This is a genomic window from Variovorax paradoxus (genome assembly GCF_030815855.1).
Lineage (GTDB): Bacteria > Pseudomonadota > Gammaproteobacteria > Burkholderiales > Burkholderiaceae_C > Variovorax > Variovorax paradoxus_M.
Genome location: NZ_JAUSXG010000001.1, coordinates 1,674,249 through 1,696,875 on the forward strand (window position 1 = coordinate 1,674,249; position 22,627 = coordinate 1,696,875).

Annotated in this window: 22 protein-coding genes; 11 read left to right on the top strand and 11 right to left on the bottom strand. The window is 66.6% G+C overall.

Annotated features, from left to right (window positions below; translation table 11 throughout):
- The first annotated feature begins 63 nt into the window (after positions 1–63).
- The 4 genes from QFZ42_RS07765 to QFZ42_RS07780 all read left to right on the top strand — a co-directional run bounded on the left by QFZ42_RS07765 (position 64) and on the right by QFZ42_RS07780 (position 2,814).
- The gene (locus QFZ42_RS07765) at positions 64–765 is read left to right on the top strand and encodes a pirin family protein (RefSeq protein WP_307700414.1); all 702 of its coding nucleotides are present in this window, start codon (positions 64–66) and stop codon (positions 763–765) included.
- A 69-nt stretch (positions 766–834) separates the two neighbouring features.
- Positions 835–1,272 carry a DoxX family protein gene (locus QFZ42_RS07770; protein WP_307700415.1) on the top strand — a complete coding sequence of 146 codons (438 nt, stop codon included), beginning with the start codon at positions 835–837 and terminating at the stop codon, positions 1,270–1,272.
- Between the two features lie 51 nt (positions 1,273–1,323).
- Complete coding sequence (locus tag QFZ42_RS07775; protein WP_307700416.1) at positions 1,324–1,887, top strand: flavodoxin family protein; 564 nt, start codon at positions 1,324–1,326, stop codon at positions 1,885–1,887.
- Between the two features lie 15 nt (positions 1,888–1,902).
- Complete coding sequence (locus tag QFZ42_RS07780; RefSeq protein WP_307700417.1) at positions 1,903–2,814, top strand: pirin family protein; 912 nt, start codon at positions 1,903–1,905, stop codon at positions 2,812–2,814.
- Between the two features lie 34 nt (positions 2,815–2,848).
- Here the strand turns inward: QFZ42_RS07780 and QFZ42_RS07785 are convergent, their stop codons facing one another.
- Complete coding sequence (locus QFZ42_RS07785) at positions 2,849–3,634, bottom strand: sulfurtransferase (protein ID WP_307700418.1); 786 nt, start codon at positions 3,632–3,634, stop codon at positions 2,849–2,851.
- A gap of 148 nt (positions 3,635–3,782) precedes the next feature.
- On the opposite strand from QFZ42_RS07785, the gene dnaE reads away from it, so the two are divergent.
- Positions 3,783–7,298: a DNA polymerase III subunit alpha gene (gene dnaE, locus QFZ42_RS07790; RefSeq protein WP_307700419.1), complete on the top strand. Its 3,516-nt coding sequence runs from the start codon at positions 3,783–3,785 to the stop codon at positions 7,296–7,298.
- Positions 7,299–7,378: 80 nt separating this feature from the next.
- Here the strand turns inward: dnaE and QFZ42_RS07795 are convergent, their stop codons facing one another.
- The 10 genes from QFZ42_RS07795 to ribD all read right to left on the bottom strand — a co-directional run bounded on the left by QFZ42_RS07795 (position 7,379) and on the right by ribD (position 15,250).
- Positions 7,379–8,299, bottom strand: coding sequence for a cell envelope integrity protein TolA (locus QFZ42_RS07795; RefSeq protein WP_307700420.1), 921 nt, complete (start codon positions 8,297–8,299; stop codon positions 7,379–7,381).
- A gap of 3 nt (positions 8,300–8,302) precedes the next feature.
- The gene (locus QFZ42_RS07800) at positions 8,303–8,740 is read right to left on the bottom strand and encodes an ExbD/TolR family protein (protein WP_307700421.1); all 438 of its coding nucleotides are present in this window, start codon (positions 8,738–8,740) and stop codon (positions 8,303–8,305) included.
- Positions 8,741–8,755: 15 nt separating this feature from the next.
- Positions 8,756–9,478, bottom strand: a complete 723-nt coding sequence (gene tolQ, locus QFZ42_RS07805) for a protein TolQ (protein ID WP_307700422.1) — start codon at positions 9,476–9,478, stop codon at positions 8,756–8,758.
- Positions 9,475–9,933, bottom strand: coding sequence for a YbgC/FadM family acyl-CoA thioesterase (locus tag QFZ42_RS07810; protein WP_307700423.1), 459 nt, complete (start codon positions 9,931–9,933; stop codon positions 9,475–9,477). Before QFZ42_RS07810 ends, tolQ begins: the two co-directional genes overlap by 4 nt.
- On the bottom strand, positions 9,930–11,126 hold the full coding sequence (locus QFZ42_RS07815; protein WP_307700424.1) for a pyridoxal phosphate-dependent aminotransferase: 1,197 nt from the start codon (positions 11,124–11,126) through the stop codon (positions 9,930–9,932). The genes QFZ42_RS07810 and QFZ42_RS07815 overlap by 4 nt, the downstream gene beginning before the upstream one ends.
- Before the next feature lie 52 nt (positions 11,127–11,178).
- A complete protein-coding gene (gene nusB / locus QFZ42_RS07820; RefSeq protein WP_307700425.1) occupies positions 11,179–11,727 on the bottom strand; it encodes a transcription antitermination factor NusB in 549 nt (182 codons plus the stop codon).
- The gene (gene ribH, locus QFZ42_RS07825) at positions 11,724–12,185 is read right to left on the bottom strand and encodes a 6,7-dimethyl-8-ribityllumazine synthase (RefSeq protein WP_307700426.1); all 462 of its coding nucleotides are present in this window, start codon (positions 12,183–12,185) and stop codon (positions 11,724–11,726) included. The genes nusB and ribH overlap by 4 nt, the downstream gene beginning before the upstream one ends.
- 6 nt (positions 12,186–12,191) lie before the next feature.
- Complete coding sequence (gene ribBA / locus QFZ42_RS07830; protein ID WP_307700427.1) at positions 12,192–13,346, bottom strand: bifunctional 3,4-dihydroxy-2-butanone-4-phosphate synthase/GTP cyclohydrolase II; 1,155 nt, start codon at positions 13,344–13,346, stop codon at positions 12,192–12,194.
- Complete coding sequence (locus QFZ42_RS07835) at positions 13,343–14,026, bottom strand: riboflavin synthase (protein WP_307700428.1); 684 nt, start codon at positions 14,024–14,026, stop codon at positions 13,343–13,345. The genes ribBA and QFZ42_RS07835 overlap by 4 nt, the downstream gene beginning before the upstream one ends.
- 87 nt (positions 14,027–14,113) lie before the next feature.
- Positions 14,114–15,250, bottom strand: coding sequence for a bifunctional diaminohydroxyphosphoribosylaminopyrimidine deaminase/5-amino-6-(5-phosphoribosylamino)uracil reductase RibD (gene ribD, locus QFZ42_RS07840; RefSeq protein WP_307700429.1), 1,137 nt, complete (start codon positions 15,248–15,250; stop codon positions 14,114–14,116).
- A gap of 164 nt (positions 15,251–15,414) precedes the next feature.
- Here ribD and pilV point away from each other — a divergent pair, with 164 nt between their 5' ends.
- From pilV to QFZ42_RS07870, 6 genes are read left to right on the top strand one after another with little or no spacing between them, the layout of a single operon-like run.
- Positions 15,415–15,990 (top strand): type IV pilus modification protein PilV, encoded by a 576-nt coding sequence (pilV, locus tag QFZ42_RS07845; RefSeq protein ID WP_307700430.1) that lies wholly within the window; start codon positions 15,415–15,417, stop codon positions 15,988–15,990.
- 8 nt (positions 15,991–15,998) lie between these two features.
- Positions 15,999–16,979: a PilW family protein gene (locus tag QFZ42_RS07850; protein ID WP_307700431.1), complete on the top strand. Its 981-nt coding sequence runs from the start codon at positions 15,999–16,001 to the stop codon at positions 16,977–16,979.
- Positions 16,976–17,629 (top strand): pilus assembly PilX family protein, encoded by a 654-nt coding sequence (locus QFZ42_RS07855; protein WP_307700432.1) that lies wholly within the window; start codon positions 16,976–16,978, stop codon positions 17,627–17,629. Before QFZ42_RS07850 ends, QFZ42_RS07855 begins: the two co-directional genes overlap by 4 nt.
- Before the next feature lie 33 nt (positions 17,630–17,662).
- The gene (locus QFZ42_RS07860) at positions 17,663–21,631 is read left to right on the top strand and encodes a pilus assembly protein (RefSeq protein ID WP_307700433.1); all 3,969 of its coding nucleotides are present in this window, start codon (positions 17,663–17,665) and stop codon (positions 21,629–21,631) included.
- Positions 21,628–22,053: a type IV pilin protein gene (locus QFZ42_RS07865; protein ID WP_307700434.1), complete on the top strand. Its 426-nt coding sequence runs from the start codon at positions 21,628–21,630 to the stop codon at positions 22,051–22,053. The genes QFZ42_RS07860 and QFZ42_RS07865 overlap by 4 nt, the downstream gene beginning before the upstream one ends.
- Positions 22,041–22,607, top strand: coding sequence for a GspH/FimT family pseudopilin (locus tag QFZ42_RS07870; RefSeq protein ID WP_307700435.1), 567 nt, complete (start codon positions 22,041–22,043; stop codon positions 22,605–22,607). Before QFZ42_RS07865 ends, QFZ42_RS07870 begins: the two co-directional genes overlap by 13 nt.
- Positions 22,608–22,627 lie beyond the last annotated feature (20 nt).

Consider the following 22,627-nt stretch of genomic DNA (forward strand, 5'->3'; position numbering starts at 1 on the left):
CCGGCGCGGCATACGAAGAAGGCCCGAGCATCCCATCGGGGAAAGGGCCGAAGGAGTTCGACGATGTTGCAAGTCCGTAAATCTCAGGAACGCGGCTATGCCGACCATGGCTGGCTGCGCTCGTTTCACAGCTTTTCTTTTGCCGGCTACTACGACCCGGCCCACATGGGTTTCGGCAACCTGCGGGTGATCAACGAAGACCGGGTGGCCGCGGGCGCCGGCTTCGGTACCCATGGCCACAAGGACATGGAAATCATCAGCTACGTGCTTTCGGGCGAACTGGCGCACAAGGACAGCATGGGCAACGTGGAGTCCATTCCGCCGGGCGACGTGCAGCGCATGAGCGCGGGCCGCGGCGTGATGCACAGCGAGTTCAACCACAAGGCCGACGAGACCACGCATTTTCTGCAGATCTGGATCGAGCCGAACGTGCGCGGCATTGCGCCCGGCTACGAGCAGAAGAAGTTCAGCGACGCTGAGAAGCGCGGCAAGCTGCGCCTCGTGGCCTCGCCCGACGGCGCCGACGGCTCGGTGACTGTGCATGCCGATGCGCGCCTGTTCGCAGGCCTGCTCGACGGCGACGAGAAGGCCAGCCTGGCGCTCGACCCCCAGCGCAAGAGCTATGTGCACTTGGTGCGCGGCGAGCTCGAGGTCAACGGCCAGAAGCTCTCGGGCGGCGACGCCGCGATGCTCCAGGGCGAATCGCAGCTCACGCTCGGCGCCGGCAAGGACGCCGAAGTGCTGGTGTTCGACCTGGCCGCCTGAGCAGGCGCGCTCTTTGCTCCTGTTTCTTTTCTCTCGAATTTCAACTTTCAACAACCGAGGAGTTTCATCATGACAACCACCGCAATCAACGCAAGCGCCACGTCCAACCCCACCGCCGCGCAGGACACGCTGGCCCTCGTCGGCCGCATCTTGCTGGCACTGCTTTTCGTGCCCGCGGGCTTCAGCAAGCTCATGGGCTTTGCCGGCACGGTGGGGTACATCTCGTCGGTCGGCGCGCCGCTGCCGCAGGTTGCGGCAGTCATCGCGATCATCGTGGAGCTGGGCCTGGGCCTGATGCTGCTCGTCGGCTTCAAGACGCGCCTGGCGGCCATCGTGCTGGCGGTGTTCACCGTGGCGGCTTCGGTGCTGTTCCACAATTACTGGAGCATGCCCGCCGACAAGGCCTTCGTGAACCAGCTGATGTTCTTCAAGAACATCGCCATCTCGGGTGGCCTGCTCGCCTTCGTGGCCTTCGGCGCCGGCCGCTTCAGCATCGACAAGCGCTGATCGGTTGCGCCTGCTCCCCTGATTTTTTCAACTCCAACACAAAGTAACTTCATGTCCAAGATCGCAGTCGTTTTTCATTCGGGCTACGGCCACACGCAACGCATGGCCCAGGCCGTGGCGGAAGGCGCCAACGCCGAGCTGGTCCAGATCGACGCGGACGGCAACCTTCCGGCCGGAGGCTGGGAGACGTTGAACGCGGCCGACGCCATCATCATGGGTTCGCCGACCTACATGGGCAGCGTGAGCTGGCAGTTCAAGAAGTTCGCGGACGCGTCGTCCAAGCCCTGGTTCACGCAGGCCTGGAAGGACAAGATGTTCGCGGGCTTCACCAACAGCGCATCGATGAACGGCGACAAGCTGTCGACGCTGCACTACCTGTTCACGCTGGCAATGCAGCAGGGCGGCGTCTGGGTCGGTACCGCGATCATGCCGAGCAACACCAAGGCCGCGCAGCGCAACGACATCAACTACGTGGCTTCGTTCAGCGGCGCCATGGCGCAGTCGCCCTCGGACTCGTCGCCGGCGGAAATGCCGCAGGGCGACCTGGACACCGCGCGCCTCTTCGGCGAGCGCGTGGCCAAGGCCGCGGCTCGCTGGGTGACCGGCAAGGCCTGAGGCATGATGCGGCGCATGGACTCCCTTCTATCGCTGCACCCCGCCGACAAGGACCTCGGCGGCGGCTTCAAGGTACGGCGCCTGCTGCCGGCCGCGAAGCGCCGCTCGGTCGGGCCTTTTGTCTTTTTCGACCACTTTGGCCCGGCCACCGAGCAGCCCGGCGCCGAGCACGACGTGCGGCCGCATCCGCACATCGGTCTTTCCACGGTCACCTATCTTTTCGACGGCGCGATGATGCATCGCGACAGCCTCGGCAGCGTGCAGGAAATCTTGCCCGGCGCCATCAACTGGATGACGGCGGGCCGTGGCATCGTGCACTCCGAGCGCAAGCCCGAGCGGCTCAAGGCCGACACCTACGTGAACCACGGCCTGCAGCTCTGGGCCGCATTGCCGCAGGCGCATGAAGAGGCCGAGCCGAGTTTCGAGCACACGCCGGCGAGTGCCATTCCCGAGCTGGTGGAGCAGGGTGCCGCGGTGCGTGTGCTGGTGGGCGAGGCGTTCGGTCGACGCTCGCCGGTGAAGACGCTGTCGCAGACGCTCTACCTGGACATCGCGCTGCCCGCGGGCGGCCGCTTCGAACTGCCCGCGCTGGCGCCCGAACTGGCTGTCTATGCCGTCGATGCCGATGCCGTCATCAACGGCGAAACCATTCCACTGCACACCATGGTTGTTCTGCCGGACGGCCAAGGCGCGGTGCTGAGTTCAGCCACCGCGGTGCGCCTGATGGTGATCGGCGGCGAGCCGCTCGACGGGCCGCGCTACATCACCTGGAATTTTGTTTCGAGCCGGCGCGAGCGCATTCTCGAAGCCGGCTCCGACTGGGCCGCACAGCGCATGGGCCATGTGCCGGGCGAGACGGAGTTCATTCCGCTGCCGGGCAAGCCCTTCGGCGTGCGCGAGCCCGACGTCGGCAGCACGCCCATCTGACGAGCCCGCAGCGAAGAAGGCCCCGTTGCGGCCTTCAGTTCTTTCGTTCCAGATCCGGATCTTCGGAAGCGCGTGCGCTGGCATCGGCCGCGCGTGCGCTCAGGTCGGGCGCCAGCGCGCGCCGGCCGTCGAACACGAAACAGTCGCCGTGGTAGTGCGCACCGCCGACTTCTTCGAAATATTTCAGGATGCCGCCTTCGAGCTGCAGCACGTGCTCGATGCCTTCCTCGCGCATCAGGATGGCGGCTTTTTCGCAGCGGATACCGCCGGTGCAGAAGCTCACTACCGTCTTGCCCGCGAAATCGGCGCGGTGCGCTTTCAGTGCGGGCGGGAACTCGGTGAACTTCGTGATGCGCCAGTCGATTGCGCCGTCGAAGGTGCCTTCGTCGACCTCGAAGTCGTTGCGCGTGTCGAGCAGCGCGATCTCGCGGCCTTCGTCGTCGTGGCCCTGGTCGAGCCAGCGCTTGAGCGTCGGCGCGTCCACGCCGGGAGCCCGGCCCGCCGACGGCTGGATCGCGGGGTGGTCCATGCGGATGATCTCGCGCTTGAGCTTGACCAGCATGCGGCGGAACGGTTGCGCGGCGGACCAGCTTTCCTTGGTTTCGAGGTCGGCGAAGCGTGCATCGGCGCGCAGGCTCGTCAGGAAGCTGTGGATGGCGTCGGCCGCGCCCGCGAGGAACAGGTTGATGCCTTCGGGCGCCAGCAGGATGGTGCCCATGAGGCCCAGGGCTTGGGCGCGGGCGCGCAGGTCTTCCCGCAGCATGGGCGCGTCGTCGATGGCCACGAACTTGTAGGCCGCAATATTCAAAATCTCTTGCACGGGGCGGAATTGTAGGTGCCGCCGGGCCGCCCCAAGGCACCGAGCCTCCCCCTCGGGGGGTGGCGAAGCACACGAAGTGGCAAGCCGGGGGGCTCAATTTAGGGATTGCCAACCCACATCGTGGAGTGCCGGTTTCTACAATGGGCGGATGTTTGTTCACCTGCGCCTGCACACCGAGTTTTCCGTCGTCGACGGTACCAACCGAATCGACGAAGTCGTCAAGGCCGCCGCTGCCGACCAGCAGCCCGCGCTGGCCATCACCGACCTGAACAACCTGTTCGGGGCCGTCAAGTTCTACAAGCAGGGGCGAAGCAAGGGCGTCAAGCCCATCATCGGCGCCGAAATCTTCATCGAGGGGCTGGGCAAGGAGCCCGGCGTGCTCACCCGCATCGTGCTGCTGGTGCAGAACACGGAAGGCTATCTGCACCTGTCCGAGCTGCTGGCGCGGGCCTGGACGCAGAACGTGGGCCGGGGCCAGTCGCAAGCGGCCTGCAAGCTCGAATGGCTCGAGGAACTGCAGGGCGGGCTGATTGCCCTGTCGGGCGCGCAGGCGGGGCCGCTGGGCGCGCCGCTGCTGCAGGGGCAGGAAGAACGCGCCGCCGAGCTGGCGCTGCAACTCGCGGGCATGTTCCCGCACCGCTTCTACATCGAACTGCAGCGCGCCGGCCGCCCGGAAGACGAGCCGCATGTGATCGCCGCCGTGAAGCTCGCGGCGCGGCTGCGCTTGCCGGTGGTGGCCACGCACCCGGTGCAGTTCGCCGAGCGCCAGGACTACGAGGCGCACGAGGCGCGCGTCTGCATCTCCGAGGGTGAAATCCTGGGCAACCCGCGCCGCGTGCGCAAGTTCACCGAGGAGCAGTATTTCAAGTCGAGCGCCGAAATGCAGGCGCTGTTCGCCGACGTGCCGAGCGCACTGGCCAACACGGTCGAGATTGCCAAGCGCTGCAACCTGACGCTGGTGCTCGGCAAGCCGCAGCTGCCCGACTTTCCGACGCCCTTCATCAGCGAAGGCGTTCGCATGCCGATCGACGACTTCTTCCGGCAGGAATCGTTCGAAGGCCTGGAGGCGCGGCTTGCGCACCTCTACCCCGACGTGGCCAGGCGCGATGCCGAGCGGCCACGCTATGTCGAACGGCTGGAATTCGAGATCAACACCATCCTGAAGATGGGGTTCCCGGGCTACTTCCTGATCGTCGGCGACTTCATCAAGTGGGCCAAGGAAAACGGCTGCCCGGTGGGCCCGGGCCGGGGCTCGGGTGCGGGCTCGCTGGTGGCCTACGCGCTGAAGATCACCGACCTCGACCCGCTCGAATACAAGCTGCTGTTTGAACGTTTCCTGAACCCCGAACGCGTCTCGATGCCCGACTTCGACATCGACTTCTGCCAGGGCAACCGGGACCGCGTGATCGATTACGTGAAGGACAAGTACGGCCGCAACGCCGTGAGCCAGATCGCCACCTTCGGCACCATGGCCGCGCGCGCCGCCATCCGCGACGTGGGCCGGGTGCTGGACATGAGCTACATGTTCTGCGACGGCATCAGCAAGCTGATTCCGAACAAGCCGGGGATGTCGGTCACGCTGCAGTATCCGCCCGAGAAAAAGATCGAGGGCGACAAGAACAACTACGCCATCGAGATGGAGCCGCAGCTCGCGCAGCGCATCGAGAAGGAAGAAGAAGTGCGCATGCTGGTCGAGCTCGCGCAGAAGCTCGAAGGCATGACGCGGAACATCGGCATGCACGCCGGCGGCGTGCTCATCGCGCCCGGCAAGCTCACCGACTTCTGCCCGCTGTATCAGCAGCCCGGCAGCGACTCGGCCGTGAGCCAGTACGACAAGGACGACGTCGAAGCCATCGGCCTCGTGAAGTTCGACTTCTTGGGCCTGGCCACGCTCACCATCCTCGAGATTGCCAAAGAGTTCATCGTCAAGCGCCACAAGGGGCAGGAGAACTTCGCGTTCGAGAACATCAAGCTCGACGACCGAGAGACCTACAAGCTGTTCTCCGAAGGCAAGACGGAAGCGGTGTTCCAGTTTGAAAGCCGCGGCATGCAGGGCATGCTGAAGGACGCGCGGCCCACGCGGCTCGAAGACCTGATTGCGCTCAACGCGCTGTACCGTCCGGGCCCGATGGACCTGATTCCGAGCTTCGTGGCGCGCAAGCACGGCCGCGAACCGGTGGAGTACCCGCATCCGCTGGTGGAAGAAATGCTCTCGGAAACCTACGGGATCATGGTCTACCAGGAGCAGGTGATGCAGACCGCGCAGATCCTGGGCGGCTACTCGCTCGGCGGCGCCGACTTGCTGCGCCGCGCCATGGGCAAGAAAAAGCTCGAGGAAATGGCCGAGCACCGCGAGATCTTCCGCAAGGGCGCGGCCAAGAACGGCATCGAGCAGGACAAGGCCGACGAAATCTTCGACTTGATGGAGAAGTTTGCGGGCTACGGCTTCAACAAGTCGCACGCCGCCGCCTACTCGCTGCTGGCGTACCACACGGGCTGGCTCAAGGTTCATTACACGGCCGAGTTCTTCTGCGCCAACATGACCGTGGAAATGGACGACACGGACAAGCTCAAGCTGCTGTTCGAAGACGCCCAGAAGAATTTCGGCATCACCTTCGAGCCGCCGGACGTGAACCGCGGCAACTACCGCTTCGAGCCGGTCACCGACCGGGTGATCCGCTACGGCCTGGGCGCCGTCAAGGGCACGGGCCAGCTCGCGGTCGAGGCCGTGGTGCGGGCGCGGGAAGAGGGCGGGCCGTTCAAGAGCCTGTTCGATTTCTGCGTGCGCATCGACCGCCAGCGCATCAACAAGCGCACGGTCGAAGCGCTTATCAAGGCGGGCGCGTTCGACGCGATCCAGCAGAACCGCGCCGCGCTGCTCGCGTCGGTGGACCGGGCCTTCGACTTCGCGAACGCCACGGCGGCCAATGCCTCGCAGGTCGACATCTTCGGCGACTGCGAGCACGGCTCGGCCACGCAGGAACCCGAACTGGTCGATGCCACGCCGTGGGGCGTGAAGGAGCGCCTGACGCTCGAAAAGACGGCCGTCGGCTTCTACCTTTCAGGCCATCTGTTCGACGAGGTCTCGCACGAGGTGCGGCGCTTCTGCAAGCGCGAGATCGGCGATTTGATGGACACGCGCGACCAGCAGGTGATTGCGGGCATCGTGAGCGATTTCCGCGTGATCAACGGCCAGCGCGGGCGGCTCGCGATCTTCAAGCTCGACGACAAGTCCGAGGCCATCGACGCCACGGCCGACGAGGCCTTGATCAACGCCAACCGCAACACGCTGAAGGACGACGAGCTCGTGATCGTGAGCGGCCGGCTGCAACCCGCGCGCGGCGGCTTCGAGGCGCGTTTCCAGGTGCAGCAGGTGTGGGACCTGGCCACGGCGCGCTGCCGCTTCGGCAAGTTCCTGCGCGTGGCCGTGAACGGCAAGGCGCCGGACATTGCGCGGTTGGTGAAAGACTTCCCGCCGCGCACCGAGCAGACCGAAGTCGGCGACCTGGTGCAGGGCCTGCCGGTGCGGCTCTCGATGGCGCGTGGCGGTGCGCAGGTCGAACTGCAACTGGGCGAGCGCGCCAAGTTCTTCCCGACCGATGCCGCGCTCGCGAGCTGGACGGCGCAGGCCGAAGCAGGCAAAGCTTCGGTCGTCTACGAATGAGGGGGTGAATGAGTGAGTGAGGCATCTCACGCATCCCGTGCGCCTCGTCTTCGGGACACGGCCCGAAGACGGCGGCGTTCCTAGCGCTTGGGCCGCAGCGACACGATCAGCGACGGGAAGATGCGCCCGTCGGTGTCGCGCGGCAGCTTGTCTGTCTTGCGCAGGCCGCGTTCGGCGGCTTCGTCCCAGCTTGGCAGCCCGCTCGATTTGCTCAGCTTGACGCCGACGATAGTGCCGTCCGGCGCCAGGCTCACTTCGAACTCGGCCGCCGGATTGCCGTTGACCGTCTCGGCATCGGGGAAGGTGATGTTCGGCCGCACTGCCGCGGCGATACGTCCCGCATAGCCGCTCGACGGGCCTGACGAACGCAGGGCCGTGCCCTTGGAATCGTCGCTGCCGCTCGCGCCCGCCAGGCCCTGCATGCGCTTGAGCGTTGCGGCGCGGTCGGCGGCGGCCTGCTTGGCGGCCGCTTCGGCCTTTTTCGCCTCTGCCTGCTTGGCCTCGGCTTCCTGCTGCTTCTTCGTTTCGGCGAGCTTTTGCTGCTGGGCCTTCTTGCGCTCGGCTTCGTCTTCGGCGCGCTGCTTGGCTTCGAGTTCTTTCTTGCGCTGCTGTTGCTGGCGCTCGAGCTCGCGCTCTTTCTGCTCTTTTTCTTCCTTGAGTTTTTTCTCGCGCTCGAGCGCGATGTCCGGTGCGCGCGGCGGCGGTGCCGGCTCGGGGGCTCTCGCCTGCGGCGGCGGCGGTGGCGGCGGGGGAGCCGGCGGCGGAGGTGCGGGAGCGGGCGCCGGGGCCTGCGGTGCGGAGAGGCGCGGCGCGGCCTGCTGCACCGTGGAAGACCACAGCTCCGCATCGACGGCGCCTTCGTCGGCGTCGCTGCGCCAGCGCACTCCCCACGTCAGCGCCGCGATCAGCAGCGCGTGCGCAACGAGTGCGAGCAGCACCGCGCGCGGCGTGCCGCGCTGCGGCGGTGGTGCGAACTCGGGGCGATCCAGGGCGAGCGACATGCCTTATTTGCCGCCCGTGGTGGTGACGGACAAGCCCACGCGCTCGATGCCGCTGCGCTTGAGCTGGTTCATCGCCTTCACCACGGTTTCGTACTTGACGGATTTGTCGGCGCTGATGACCACGGGGCGCTGGTCGTCGCCGCCCTGGGCGGTCTTGGCCGCGGAGCCGATCTGGGTCATGGGGATCGACACGCCGCCGCTGCCGGTGGTCGGGTCCTTCTTGATCTGCACTTCGTCTTCGCTCTTGATGACGATCTCGATGGGCTTGTCGGGCTGCTTGTTGGCACGGTCGACCGTAGGCAGGTTGATCACGCTCGGCGTGATCAGCGGCGCGGTGACCATGAAGATGATCAGCAGCACCAGCATCACGTCGATGAACGGGACCATGTTGATCTCGTTGATCGTGCGGCGGCCTCGGCCCCGGGATGAAACGGCGGGCATGCGCTGGGACTCCGATCAGCGGTTGGCCGGAGCCGCCGAAACTGCCGATGCCACCGCGGCCGGGTTGGCCGAAAGGTTGCGCTGCAGGATGTTGGAGAACTCCTCGATGTAGGTTTCGAGGGCGATGGCGATCTTGTCGATCTCGCGCGCGAAGCGGTTGTAGCCCACCACCGCCGGAATGGCGGCGAACAGGCCGATGGCCGTGGCCACCAGTGCTTCGGCAATGCCGGGCGCCACGGTGGCCAGCGTCACTTGCGCGAGCGCGGCCAGGCCGGTGAAGGCATGCATGATCCCCCAGACCGTGCCGAAGAGGCCGACGTACGGCGACACCGAACCGACGGTGGCAAGGAACGACAGGTTCTGTTCGGCCGCATCGAGTTCGCGCTGGAAGCTCGCGCGCATGGCGCGGCGGGCGCCGTCGAGCAGCGTGCTGGCGTCGCTCACGTGGCGCTCGCGCAGCTTCTGGTACTCGCGCATGCCGGAAGCGAAGATGCGCTCCATCGGGCCCGCGAACTTGGCGTTCTGCGCGGCCGAGGCAAACAGCTCGTTGAGGCTGGTGCCCGACCAGAACTCGCGCTCGAAGTCGTCGTTCAAGGCGCGCATGCGGCGCAGTGCAAAGTACTTGCGGATGATCGCGGCCCAACTGGCAATCGAAACGATCACGAGCAGCAGCACGACCAGTTGAACCACGAAACTCGCGTGGAGGAGGAGATTGATGATCGAGAGGTCTTGGTTCATGGCTTGAAAGGTTGAGTCATGGAGCCGCCGGAGCGCTCGAGGGTTCCCGAAACTTGGGTCGGAATGCGCGCGGGGCGCAATGTGGTGGCATCCACCCAGCCGATGCGGATGGTGCCTTCGCACAGAAGGACGGGTGCCGCGGCGCCCGCTCGCTCTTGCTCTGTTTTTGATAGCACCCGCTGTCCGATTATCAACGACGCCGTGCCCAGTTGCCGGAGGTCGGCTGTAACCAGCAGTTCGTCGTCGAGGCGGGAGGGGCGATGGTATTTGAGCTGCGTTTCGCTCACCACGAACTGGCCGCCGGTTTCCTCGCGCAGCTTTCGCTGCTCCACGCCCAGCGAGCGCAGCCATTCGGTGCGGCCGCGTTCCATGAACTTGAGGTAGTTGGCGTAGAACACGATGCCGCCGGCGTCGGTGTCTTCCCAATACACGCGGATCGGAAACGCGTAGCTCATCGGGCCGGGTTCGCGATCATGGCCCGCAGGCGTTCGATGGATTCCTCGAGATGCGCCATCGAACTGGCGGTGGAAAAGCGCACGAACTTGCCGGTTTCGGCGGTGCCGAAGTCGCGGCCGGGCGTGACGGCGACATGGGCGCGCTTCATGGTTTCGAAGGCGAAATCCCAACTGCCGGAGATGCCGAGTTTCTCCGCCACGCCGGTGCAGTCGGCCCAGGCGTAGAAGGCGCCGTCGGGCACCACGGGCACGTTGAGGCCGAGTGCGTTGAGCTGCGGAATGAACCAGTCGCGGCGCGCCTTGAACTCGGCGCGGCGGCGCTCGTATTCAGCAATGCTCGGGTCTTCGAAGCAGGCCAGTGCCGCGTACTGCGACACGGTGCTCGGGCAGATGAAAAGGTTCTGCGCGAGCCGCTCGACCACAGGCACCAGCGCTTCGGGCACCACCAGCCAGCCGAGCCGCCAGCCGGTCATGTTGAAGTACTTGCTGAAGCTGTTGATGCTGATGACGTTGTCGTCGATGGCAAGCGCCGTTTGCCCGAAAGCGTCGTCGTGGGAAAGTCCGAGATAGATCTCGTCGATCAGCGTGATGCCGCCGCGCTGCGACACCACGTTGTGGATGCGTCGCAGCTCGTCGGGCGCAATCGAGGTGCCCGTGGGGTTGGAAGGCGAGGCGAGCAGCACGCCGCGCGTCTTGTCGGTCCACGCGGCTTCCACCTTGGCGGCGGTGAGCTGGAAACGCTCTTCGGCCGTGGTGGGAATCAGCACGGCCGTGCCGTCCGCTGCGCTCACGAAATGGCGGTTGCAGGGATAGCTCGGGTCGGGCAGCAGGATCTCGTCGCCGGACTCGATCAACGCCAGGCACGCCAGCTGCAGCGCGGCCGAGGCACCGGCCGTCACCACGATGCGGCGGGCCGGCACGCCGACATTGAAGCGGCTCTTGTACCAGCCGCTGATGCGCTCACGCAAATGGTCGAGCCCGGTGGCCTGGGTGTACTGCGTGGCACCGGCGCGCACCGCGCGGGCCGCAGCTTCCTGCACCAGCGGCGGTGCGGTGAAATCGGGCTCGCCGATGTTCAGGAAGATCATCGGCCGGTCGGTATGCGCCACCTCGCGCGCCAACACGCCGGCGGCCTTGGCAACCTCCATCACATAGAACGGTTCGATGCGCTGCGCGCGCGCCGAAATTCTCATTGCACCCCCAAGCTACGGCGCTGCGCGCTTTCGGGCGGCCGGGCGGCGCTCCTCACGGTCTGGCCTTGCCGGAACTGCGGTCGGCCTCCACTTCGGCGGCGCGCAATTGCGGCGCCAGGCCGTTGAGCACGGCGTTCACGTACTTGTGGCCGTCGGTGCCGCCGAATTCCTTGGCAAGCTCGATGCATTCGTTGAGCACCACGCGCCACGGCACGTCGAGGCAATGCTGGAACTCGTACACGCCGATCCACATCACGGCGTGTTCGATGGGCGATATCTCCTCGAACTTGCGGTCCAGCAGCGGCCGGATCAGTGCGTCGAGCTGCTCGGCGCCTTCGATGGCGCCGTGCAGCAGCGCGTCGTAGTGCGCGGCGTCGGCTTTGTGAAAGCCCGCGAGGTCGCGCGTGAAGTGATCGATGTCGGTCGGGTCGTTGCGGCCCACCAGGTGCTGGTAGAGCGCCTGCAGCGCGAACTCGCGCGCGCGGCTGCGGTTCGACTTGGCCGAAGCCTTGCGTGCACCGGTGCTGGTGAGGCCGGTGCGCACCTGGCGCTCCGGGCGCGGCTTGGCACCGGCTGCTTTGTTGTTGTTGTCTTCGGTCATTTCAGGGAGGCCAGCAATTGCGCCATTTCGACAGCCACCTGGGCTGCATCGCGGCCCTTGTCGGTCTGCCGGGCAACAGCTTGCTCGAGGTTTTCGGTCGTGAGAATCGCGTTGGCGATGGGAAGGCGATGGTCGAGCGCAATGCGGCTCACGCTTGCACCGGATTCGTTGGCCACCAGTTCGAAATGGTAGGTCTCGCCGCGGATGATGCAGCCCAGCGCCACGAGTGCGTGGTAGCCGCCGCGCACGGCCATCGCCTGCAAGGCTACGGGCACTTCGAGCGCGCCGGGAACCTCTACATGGTGAATGTCCTCCGCGGCCACGCCCAGCGTCTCGAGCTCCGCGAGGCAGGCAGCGGCGAGCGCATCGGTGACGTCGGCGTTGAAGCGCGCCTGCACGATGCCGATGCGGAGGCCCTTGCCGTTGAGCGTTCTCTCGCCCTTGTTTGAACCTTGCATGTCGTGTCAGTCTTTCGTGAGGTAGCCGGCAATTTCGAGGCCGTAGCCCGCGGCCATGCTCGGCATGCGGCGGGGCGTGCCGAGCAGGTTCATCTTGTGCACGCCGCATTCGCGCAAAATTTGCGCGCCGATGCCATAGCTGCGCAGGTCCATGCGGCCGCGCTCGGGGGCTTGCGCGGGGCGCGCGGTGCCGTCGAATTGGGCGAGCAGTTCACCGGCCGTTTCGCCGCAGTTCAGCAGCACAGCCACGCCCTTGCCTTCGGTCGCGATGTGCGAGAGGCTGGCGTCAAGGCTCCACGAGTGCAGCGAGCGGTTGATTTCGAGCGCATCGAGCACTGAAAGTGGCTCGTGCACGCGCACGGACACCGTGTCTTCGGGCGCCCACTTGCCGCGCACCAGCGCAAGGTGCACGCCGCGGCTGGGCTTGTCGGTGAAGGCATGGGCGGTGAACGTGCCCCAGGCGGTCTGGATTTCGCGGCAGCCGACTTTCTCGACCAGCGATTCGACGCGGCTGCGGTGCTCGATGAGCGCGGCGATGGTGCCGATCTTGAGCCCATGCTCGGCCGCGAAGATCTGCAGGTCGGGCAGGCGCGCCATGGTGCCGTCTTCGTTCATCACTTCGCAGATCACCGAGGCGGGCGAGCAGCCGGCCATCGCGGCGAGATCGCAACCGGCTTCGGTATGGCCCGCGCGCATCAGCACGCCGCCGTCCACCGCCTGCAACGGAAAGATGTGGCCGGGCTGCACGAGGTCGCTCGCGACGGCGTTGCGCGCCACCGCCGCCTGCACCGTGCGCGCGCGGTCGGCGGCCGAGATGCCGGTGGTCACGCCTTCGGCCGCCTCGATCGACACGGTGAAGGCCGTCGAATGCTTGGCGCCGTTGCGCGAAACCATGGGCGGCAGCTGCAGCCGCTCGCACATTTCGCGCGAGAGCGTGAGGCAGATCAGCCCGCGTGCGTGGCGCGCCATGAAGTTGATGGCCTCGGGCGTGATGTGGTCGGCTGCAATGACGATGTCGCCTTCGTTCTCGCGGTCTTCCTCGTCGACCAGGATCACCATGCGGCCGGCGGCGAGCTCGGCCACGATCTCCTCGACCGGGGAAATCGGCGCGGGTGCCCGCGTGCCGCGGGAAGCGCCGATGGGCGTGACGGAAGCGTTCATTCGGCAGTGTCCTTGGAATACGTTGATTGCGTGGAGCCGACGGCCGAGGGCGCAAGAACGCCGGCCTGAAGCATGCGCTCCACGTAGCGCGCCACGGTATCTATTTCGAGATTGACCTTGGAGCCTGCCGTCAGGCCGCCCAGGGAGGTGTTGTCGACGGTGTGCGGAATCAGGTTGATGCTGATCTCGCTGCCGTCGGCATTGTCGGCCACGGTGTTGACCGTGAGGCTGACCCCGTTGACCGTGATGGAGCCCTTGTAGGCCAGGAAGCGCGCCAACGCAGGCGGCGCCACCACGCGCAGTTCCCAGCTTTCGCCCACGGGCGCGAAATGGCTCACGGTGCCGATGCCGTCCACATGGCCCGAAACGATATGGCCGCCGAGCCGGTCGCTGGCGCGCAGTGCCTTCTCGAGGTTGATGCGGGCACCTTCTTCGATGAGGCCCGCGGTCTTGTCGAGCGATTCGGCCGAAATGTCGATGGTGAACAGTTGCTGTGCCGGATCGAGCGTGGTCACGGTCATGCAGGCGCCGTTGAGCGCAATGCTGTCGCCGAGGCCTACATCGTCGAGATACCCGTCGGGCACCGAAATGCCGAGTCTTTTGCCGTAGGAGGAGGAGGAGGGGCCGAGGTCGTGGATGGCGGCGATGCGCCCCACGCCGGTAATGATTCCGGTGAACATTCGTACATTTTCGCAGATGCGGGGGGCCTCGGCCTTTCCGCGGCGCTTTGGCCGTGCAATCCGCCTCCGCTTGCCTGAGACGGGCCGCTAAAAGCTGTCGCGGCCGCGCACCCGAGACACGATCCGCAGATCCGGTCCGAGCATCTGCACGGACTTGAATTCGAGCGCCAGCGCCCCCGCCAGCGAGGTGAGCGGCCCGCCGGCATGCAGGTGGCTCGCCATGTCGAGGCCGCTGCCGATCAGCTTGGGCGCCAGATACACCAGCAGCTCGTCGACGCAGCCTTCGCGGATCAGCGAGCCGTTGAGCTTGTGGCCGGCTTCGACGTGGAGTTCGTTGACGCCGCGCGCCGCCAGGTCTTGCAGCATCGCCGCCAGGTCGACCTTGCCGCTTGCATTAGGCAGGCAGGTGACCGTGGCGCCGCTGGCTTCCAGCGCGGCGGCCCTGGCCGCGTCGCGCGAGGCGGCGTAGATCCATACCGGACGGCCTGCTATGAAAACATGAGCATCGGGCGGCGTCTGCAGGTGACTGTCGACGATCACCAGATGCGGCTGGCGCGGCGTCTCGACCAGCCGCACGTCGAGCCGGGGGTTGTCCTCGAGCACGGTGCCGACGCCCGTCAGCACCGCACTGGCCCGGGCCCGCCACGCGTGGCCGTCGGCGCGCGCGGCCTCGGAGGTGATCCATTGGCTCACGCCGTTGGCAAGGCCGGTCTTGCCGTCGAGCGAGGCCGCTACCTTCAGGCGCACCCAGGGCAGCTTGCGGACCATGCGGCTGAAGAAACCGATATTGAGTTCGCGCGACTCGGCCGCGCCCGGGCCGGTCTGCACCTCGACACCCGCTGCGCGCAGGCGCGCGAAGCCTTGCCCTGCCACCAGCGGGTTCGGATCGGCGAGCGATGCGACGACCCTGCCGACGCCCGCCGCGATCAGCGCGTCGCAACAGGGGCCAGTGCGCCCGTGGTGCGAACAGGGCTCGAGCGTGACGTAGGCGGTGGCGCCCGCCACCGAATGGCCCTTGGCCGCTGCGTCGCGCAGCGCCATCACTTCGGCATGCGGTCCGCCGGCCTGCTGCGTGTACCCCTGGCCCAGCACGCGGCCCACCGCATCGCTCAGGACGCAGCCGACGCGCGGGTTGGGATCGGTCAGCCACAGCGCGGCGGAAGCCAGCCGCAATGCGGTGGCGATGTGCTGCGCGTCTTGTGCATCTTGTTCAGGGGAGGGCATGGGCTGCGAGAAGAATTATTTAACACCGGAGCCGCCGGATCATACGAGCGGCAGTCAAAAGCGGATGAACGGCAAACCCGCTCGCGAGGGCCGAGCCTACGCTGCGGTTTCGATGGCGGGAACATAGAAGCAACCCAAGTTGCAGGATGGAGGAGGACATCGAAATGGCGACATCCAGGCAGGCCGCCGCGGGCTTCTCGCTCGTGGAGGTGCTGGTTTCCATCGTGGTGCTGAGCATCGGCCTGCTCGGTTCCATCGGCATGCTGCTTGCCGCGGTGCGTACGGGCAAGGAAGCCGCCACCTTCGCCGCGGCAGTCAACCTCGTTCGCGACCTGTCCGAAAAGGTTCGCATGAACCCGGGCGTTGCGGTACGCCACGATGCGGGCAACACGTACCTCGTCGCCGACTGGACTGAGGATTCCGGCACCGGCGCGGTCCACAGCGGATGCGCGGCGGCGGGTACTGCCTGCAATGCGGAAGGCTTGGCCACCTGGGACATGGGCGAGTGGAAGCGCCGCGTGGCCAAGGCGTTGCCCGGCGTCCGCCTCCGCGTGTGTTTCGACGAAAAGCCCTGGAATGCGGCGGCCGGTGAATACGACTGGGCATGCAGCCAGTCCGGCCGCCATATGGTCGTGAAGCTCGGCTGGGTGCCGCATGCCGATACCGCTGCCGCGAAGCAGGAGGCCAAGCCGCAGCGGGAGCTACCGCCTCGTCTCGTGATGCAGCTGGTTTCTGGGTAGGCATACGCATGGCCGTGCGAACTCCCGATCACCCAGCGCATGACCGCCAACGCGGCATGACCCTGGTCGAGCTGATGGTCGCCGCCGCCATCGGGCTGATGGTCGTGCTCGCCGCCACGGCCACGTTCATCGGCAGCAGGCAACTCTTTACCGCCAATGCGGAAGCCCAGGCGGTGGAAGATTCGCTGAGGTTCGCGGGCTTCGTCGTCAGGAGCATCGTGCGGCAGGCCGGCTATTCCGACTATGCGCCCGACCATGCGGGTTTCGACGGCACCGTGGTCATCGGCAGCAGCGCCAATCTGCTGGGCTCGTCGGACGATCCTTCCGACCTGGACATCGTCGGCGCCAGCAATGCCCGGGTCGGTTTCTCGGGCGAAAGCCACGGCACACACAACAGCCGGGGCGTGAACGGGAGCGACTCGCTGCGCGTGCGGTTCTTCGGGCGCAGCCGTGTGGGAGGCGACGACAGCGAACCCGACGGCACCATGGTCGATTGCATGGGCTTCGCTCAGGCCGGTCCTTCGGACGGTCAACCCTCGCTCGCCGATCGCGCATGGAGCTTCTTCCATGTGGCGGAAGCGGCCGACAGGGAGCCCGAGCTGTATTGCAAGTACCGCAGCGACAGGCACGGCGCGTTCAGGTCCGAACCGCTCGCGCGCGGCATCGAGGTGTTCAAGGTCGTCTATGCCTACGACGGCAATGGCGATGGCGTGCCCGATCGCTGGATCGATGCCGCGCAGCTGGAGGCGCGGGCGGGCTCGGCTGCCGCCATCAACGGTGAATGGCGCAAGGTCGTTGGTCTTCGCGTCGGCATGGTTGCGCGCGGCGGCCGCGACAACAGCGGGTCTCCAAGTCAAGGCGAACTTCTCTACCCGCTCGGCGCAGAATTTCCGGGCGCGAGCTTCAAGCCGCCGGCCGATGGCCGATTGCGGCGCACTTCCACCTTCACGGTGATGCTGCGCAACGCCATGAAGGAGCCGGGGCCATGAGCCGGGCCCGGCGCTCGGTGCCACGAGGCTTTGCGCTCATCGTGGTGCTGCTGATGCTGGCCATCGCGATGGTGCTGGGCATCGGCGCGGCGCAGGTTTCGCTGGTCGGCGAGCGAAGCGCGCGCAACGACCGCGACACCGAGATCGCGTTTCAGGCCGCCGAGGCCGCGCTCGCCGACGCCGAGCGCGATGTGCTCGGCCCCAACGACAGTGCGGCGCAGCGCCTTTGTCTTTTCAACGGCAAGGATGCCTCGGCCTTCGTTCCCGGGTGCGGCGGCGCGGGCGTGCGCCAAGGGCTGTGCGCGCAGGGCGAGGCCGGCGCCAAGCCGGTGTGGATGAGCGCCGACTTTGCGGCCGAAAGCGCAACCTCGGTCGCCTACGGCGCCTTCACCGGACAAACCTACGCCGCGGGCAATGCAGCGACAGGCACACGTGCGGGCGCATTGCCCGCGCGTGCGCCGCGCTACATCGTGGAAGCGGTTCGCAATCTCGGCGGGTGGCAGGCCGGCCAATTGCGCAGCGCGAGCGTGCGCAACGCCTCGCATCTCTTTCGCGTCACGGCCGTCGGCTATGGCATGCGGGAAGAGACGCGGGTGGTGCTGCAGACCAATTTGTACAAACCGGCGGCCAGCCCGGGCTGCCCTCCATGACGTTCCTTCTTTCTTGCCGAAACGGAGTTCCGAATGCGTTCTCTTCTTGAAAGTCGTGGCGTCCAGGCGGCGGCGGTTATTGCGTTGGGGCACTGCATCGGCTCCTGCGCATCCGCAGCGGAAGCACTCACCGCACCGGTTGTCGAGCTGCCGAGCGAGCCGCTGTCTTCCATCGCATCGCGCGTTGATCCGAACATGGTGCTCGATCTTGCGCTGGAGTTCTCGAACACCGGCGCCGCCTACCGCGGCAGCTTCGACTGGAAGAAGGTCTACCACGGCTACTGGGACCCGATGGCCTGCTACGGCTATGCCGCGGCCGACGGCTACTTCAAGCGGCTGGCTCCGGCAACGAGGCTCGCCGGTGGCGCGATTGCATGCCCCAATCAATGGAGCGGCAATCTGCTGAACTGGGCGGCAACTTCCGCCCTTGACGGGCTGCGGCTCGCGCTGACGGGCGGCGACCGCGTGGCGGACGAAACTGATCGAACCGTGCTGCAGCGCGCGGTGCTGCAGCAAGATTTCTACCGCGCCAGCCACTTTCCAGACAAGACCATCACGGGCAACCTGGACAAGCTCACGCCGCTGGTGACGGGCAACGGCACTGGCGTGCGCGCGGCGGGCACGCTTCACTTCAGCAGCTGCCTCGACCGCATCTTCATCGGGCCGAGCGCAAGTGGCAGTTGTGCCAACCCCGGCACCGACCAGCAGTACGGTCCTGGGGCCGCGAGTGCGCCTTACTTCGCACGGGTCGAGGTCTGTACCGCGGCCGAAGCCGCGACGCGTGGCGATCTTTGCTTCAAGTACCCGAGCGGTCATTTCAAGCCTGTGGGCGAGATCCAGCGCCATGCGGACCGGCTGCGCTTCGCCGTGTTCGGCTATCTGCTCGACAACGATCCGGACCGCTATGGTGGCGTGCTGCGTGCTCCGATGAAGTACGCCGGGCCGAAAAAGCTGGAAGCGAACCTCGACCGAGTGGACAACCTTCAAACCGAGTGGAACGCCAGTACAGGCGTCTTCCTCGACGATCCGGTTCCGACTGTGCAGGGCACCCGATTCAGCGGCGTCATCAACTCCCTGAACCGGTTCGGACGTGCCGGTGCGTACAAGAAGTTCGATCCCGCGGGCGAGCTCTACTACGAATCGCTGCGCTACCTGCAAGGCAAGGTGCCCACGCGCGACGCAATGGCGGGCATAGGCGCCGTCGACGACCCGCGAAAGGACGGGCTGCCGGTCTACAACGACACCGCGCAATGGCGCACCGACGGGCACAAGAGCTGGGACCCCGTGGGTGCCGGCTGCCGCAAGAACTACATCCTCGCGATCGGCGATCTCGAAACGCACGGCGACCGCTCCTTGCCCGGGCTGCCGGGCGGCGGCCGCAGCTTCAGCAACGCGTCGTTCGAGCCCGACACTTCCTACTGGACCCGTCTGGTCGGCGCGTTCGAGAACCGCGAGTCGCTTGCCTATACACATCCCTCGGGCAAGGACGGTCTTGCCACCACCGGCAACCACGGCTTGCCGGCGTTCAACTACAAAGGCGGCGCGCAACTGACGGCGGGCACCATTGCGGGCGCTGAAACGGGGGGCGACAAGGGCTCGTTCGGCATCGCGGGGTTGGCCTACTGGGCCAACACGCAGAAGATTCGCGCCGACTTTCCCGATGTGCGGGTGCAGACCTTCGGCATCGATCTCGACGCAGGCGGGCAGGGCGTGATCCGGCAGGGGCAGCGAGGCAGCGCCCTTTATCTCGCGTCGAAGTACGGGGGCTTCGACGACGGCAATGCGGACGGCAATCCGTTCCGTGCGTCGGGCGGCATCGGAAGGCCCGACGCGGCGGGCAATGCCGAATGGGCCGAAGGCATCGACGGCGATGGCCAACCGAAGCCGTCCAACTACTTCCTGGCCGGCGAGCCACGGCAACTGCTCGGCGCGATCCACCGGATCTTCGAATCGGCGGCCGCGCCATCGGGCGGAAGCACGGCGGATGCGGCGATTTCATCGGACCGGATCGGAGCAGCCGGCAGCAGCCTCTATGTGTCCCGATTCGCCGGGCGCCGCTGGTCGGGCACGCTGTTGTCGTATTCGCTGGCTTACGACGAAGCCTCGGGCGCTGTTCGCCAGGCTGACGACCCGGCCTGGGACGCGGGAGCTCTGTTGACCGGCAATGCAACGGCCCAGCCGGCGATGGCTGCGCGCGAACCATCGGACAGGAGCATCTTCACCCTCTCGTCGGCGGGCCTCGGGACGCCTTTTCGTTGGGAGGCGCTCGATAACGTGCAGCGGGGCCAGCTGAATGCCACGTCCTATGCGGTGCCCATGGCGTCCGACCTGCCGGGGTCCGATCGTGTGGCTTACTTGCGCGGCGACCGGCGCAGGGAACTGTCGGCGCCGGGCGGCATCTTCCGCGTGCGCGACTCGGTCATGGGCGATGTCGCGAATTCGAATCCGCTGTTCGCAGGCCCGCCAAGCTCGCGCGTGCAGGGCCCCGGCTACGGGCAGTTTCTCGAAGCGCACAAGGCGCGGTCGCAGACGGTGTACGTCGGCGCCAACGACGGCATGCTGCATGCGTTCTCGGCCGCGACCGGGAGCGAACTCTTTGCGTACGTACCGCGCGCGGTGTTCCCGAAGCTCTCGGACTACACCTCGCCCGACTATGTGCATCAGTCCTATGTCGACGGGTCGCCTGCCGCCGCGGAAGCGAGGATGGCCGATGGCACATGGAAGACCGTGCTGGTCTCCGGCACTGGCGCGGGAGCGACCGGCGTCTTCGCGCTCGATGTCTCCGACCCCGCCGCCTTTTCGGCGGACAAGGTGCTGTGGGAGTTCACCGGTCTCGACGACAGCGACATGGGCCACGTGTTCCAGGCGCCACGCATCATGAAGTTCCGCACGGCTGCGCCCACCCGTACCGGGGCTGCGGCCTATGGCTGGTTCGCCGTCGTTCCATCGGGTTTCAACCACGCCAATCCGGACCAACGCGCGGCGCTGTTCTTGCTCTCGCTCGACAAGCCCGCTGGCGCGGCATGGAAGCGGAGCATCAACTATCACAAGATCGTGCTGCCGGCCCCGGCAGACCGTGCGCTCGTGAACGCCCTCGGCGTGCCCGGCGACTTCGCTGCGGCGGAAGGCTGGGCCCGTTGGCTGTACGCCGGCGACACGCAGGGCAATCTCTGGAAGTTCGACTTCACCGGCAATGCGCCGTGGAGCGAGGACAACGCGCTCGGCTTGAAAGGGCTTCCGCTGATGGTCGCCACGTCGGGCGGCGCGAACGCGAAGCGCCAGCCCATCACCGTCGTGCCGGAAGTGGGGGCGGGGCCGAACGGCGGCGCCATCGTGCTGTTCGGCACCGGCAAATTCGTGACCGCCGAAGATATCGGGCACTTAAGCCAGAGTGTGCAGACGCTCTACGGCGTGTACGACGCCGGCACGGCCATTCCGGCTCGCGAGGCGCGCACGCAGCTTCAGGCGCGCACGGCCGTCGCCACCTCGGGCCAGGCGTTGCCGGCCATCGTGGGCGAGCCTTTCGTCTATGGCACCGGGACCCGAAGCAATGCGAGCCGCCGCGGCTGGTATTTCGATCTTCCCGGCTCGGAGGAGTCGGGCGAGCGGCAGGTTTCGCGCTTGGCGCTGAGCGATGGCTATCTGTTCTTCAACACGCTGATACCGAACGGCAAGGCGTGCGGTGCAAATGGAGGCGGCCGCAGTTGCGCGGTCAATGCATGGACGGGGCTCTCGCAAGGCGGAACCTGCGTGCCTTCGAGCGTCGGGCCCTTGTCATCGCCGTTGCTGGTCGAACTGGGCGAGGGTGCCTACAGCGCAACCGATGCCTTTGGACGCCGGTCGGAAACGAAGAAACTTTCGGTCGTCAACGTCGGCTCCCGCGGCGGATCGGGCAGGGCTGGTATTTCGACCGTGCAGCCGGTGGAGGGTGGCCGGGTTTCGCAGATGGCGGGGCGCTTGAACTGGCGCCAGGTCGTCGATTTCCAGGAGGCGAAGCCATGAAGGCCGTGCAACGTGCGGCCCAACGAAGCCGCGGTTTCACCCTGGTCGAAGTGATGATCGTGATTGCAATCGTCGCTATTCTGGCGGCCATCTCCTATCCGTCGTACCTGGGCTTCGTGCGCAAGGGTTGGCGCACCGAAGCACGATCGGCCCTGATGCAGCAGATGCAGCAGCAGGAGCGCAATTACACCGTGACCGGACAGTACACGCGCTACCAAGGCGAGTCGGGTGATGGCGGCGCGGGGGGCAAGTACGTCGTCGAGAGCGGCAACTGCGAGGGGCAAGGCAGCATCGACCGCTGTATTCGGCTGACGGCCACCCCGAAGGCGGGCTTCTCCGATCCAGAGCTCGGCGCGCTCTGGGTCGACAGCATGGGCGACAAGGGCTGCAACGGTACGGCGGGGGCCAGGTGTTGGCAGTGAGGCGCGGCGGACGTTGGCAGAAAATCTGCGAGTCGGGCTTCACGCTGGTCGAGTTGATGGCGGTTCTCGCCATCATGGCGATTCTGGGTTCACTCGGTGTTCCGGCCTTTCGCGACCTGCTGCTCAACCAGCGCCTTGCCGCTGCGTCCGGCGGCTTCGTGGCCGCCCTGAATCTGGCCCGCAGCGAAGCCATCCAGCGTTCGCAGAAGGTCCACGTGGTGGCGCTCGAGGGACGCGACTGGTCGACCGGGTGGGCGGTGCGGATCGGGCCCGACAACGCACTGCAAACGCTGCGCAAATTCGAAAGGCTCCCGAGCGGCGTGAGCATCGATGCCACGCTCGGAGACGGGTTCGTCCACGGGCTGGACTACGACAGCAACGGCTTCTCGCGCCGGGCGGGTGGATCGGGCTTCGGCGCCGGGTGCCTGACGCTGAAAGCGGAGTCGGGACGCCGGGCGTCCGTCGTGGTGTCGGCATCGGGCCGCGCCAGGGTCTGCAACCCCGATGTGCGAGGCGATTGCGGAAGCGGCGCTTGCGGCAATGGCGGCAAATGAACAGGCGCCGGGGCTTGCCC

Coding starts and splice junctions, on each gene's coding strand:
- QFZ42_RS07765 (WP_307700414.1), top strand. CDS start 64: ATGTTGCAAGTCCGTAAATCTCAGGAACGCGGCTATGCCGACCATGGC.
- QFZ42_RS07770 (WP_307700415.1), top strand. CDS start 835: ATGACAACCACCGCAATCAACGCAAGCGCCACGTCCAACCCCACCGCC.
- QFZ42_RS07775 (WP_307700416.1), top strand. CDS start 1,324: ATGTCCAAGATCGCAGTCGTTTTTCATTCGGGCTACGGCCACACGCAA.
- QFZ42_RS07780 (WP_307700417.1), top strand. CDS start 1,903: ATGGACTCCCTTCTATCGCTGCACCCCGCCGACAAGGACCTCGGCGGC.
- dnaE (WP_307700419.1), top strand. CDS start 3,783: ATGTTTGTTCACCTGCGCCTGCACACCGAGTTTTCCGTCGTCGACGGT.
- QFZ42_RS07795 (WP_307700420.1), bottom strand. CDS start 8,299: ATGTCGCTCGCCCTGGATCGCCCCGAGTTCGCACCACCGCCGCAGCGC.
- QFZ42_RS07800 (WP_307700421.1), bottom strand. CDS start 8,740: ATGCCCGCCGTTTCATCCCGGGGCCGAGGCCGCCGCACGATCAACGAG.
- tolQ (WP_307700422.1), bottom strand. CDS start 9,478: ATGAACCAAGACCTCTCGATCATCAATCTCCTCCTCCACGCGAGTTTC.
- QFZ42_RS07810 (WP_307700423.1), bottom strand. CDS start 9,933: ATGAGCTACGCGTTTCCGATCCGCGTGTATTGGGAAGACACCGACGCC.
- QFZ42_RS07815 (WP_307700424.1), bottom strand. CDS start 11,126: ATGAGAATTTCGGCGCGCGCGCAGCGCATCGAACCGTTCTATGTGATG.
- nusB (WP_307700425.1), bottom strand. CDS start 11,727: ATGACCGAAGACAACAACAACAAAGCAGCCGGTGCCAAGCCGCGCCCG.
- ribH (WP_307700426.1), bottom strand. CDS start 12,185: ATGCAAGGTTCAAACAAGGGCGAGAGAACGCTCAACGGCAAGGGCCTC.
- ribBA (WP_307700427.1), bottom strand. CDS start 13,346: ATGAACGCTTCCGTCACGCCCATCGGCGCTTCCCGCGGCACGCGGGCA.
- QFZ42_RS07835 (WP_307700428.1), bottom strand. CDS start 14,026: ATGTTCACCGGAATCATTACCGGCGTGGGGCGCATCGCCGCCATCCAC.
- ribD (WP_307700429.1), bottom strand. CDS start 15,250: ATGCCCTCCCCTGAACAAGATGCACAAGACGCGCAGCACATCGCCACC.
- pilV (WP_307700430.1), top strand. CDS start 15,415: ATGGCGACATCCAGGCAGGCCGCCGCGGGCTTCTCGCTCGTGGAGGTG.
- QFZ42_RS07850 (WP_307700431.1), top strand. CDS start 15,999: ATGGCCGTGCGAACTCCCGATCACCCAGCGCATGACCGCCAACGCGGC.
- QFZ42_RS07855 (WP_307700432.1), top strand. CDS start 16,976: ATGAGCCGGGCCCGGCGCTCGGTGCCACGAGGCTTTGCGCTCATCGTG.
- QFZ42_RS07860 (WP_307700433.1), top strand. CDS start 17,663: ATGCGTTCTCTTCTTGAAAGTCGTGGCGTCCAGGCGGCGGCGGTTATT.
- QFZ42_RS07865 (WP_307700434.1), top strand. CDS start 21,628: ATGAAGGCCGTGCAACGTGCGGCCCAACGAAGCCGCGGTTTCACCCTG.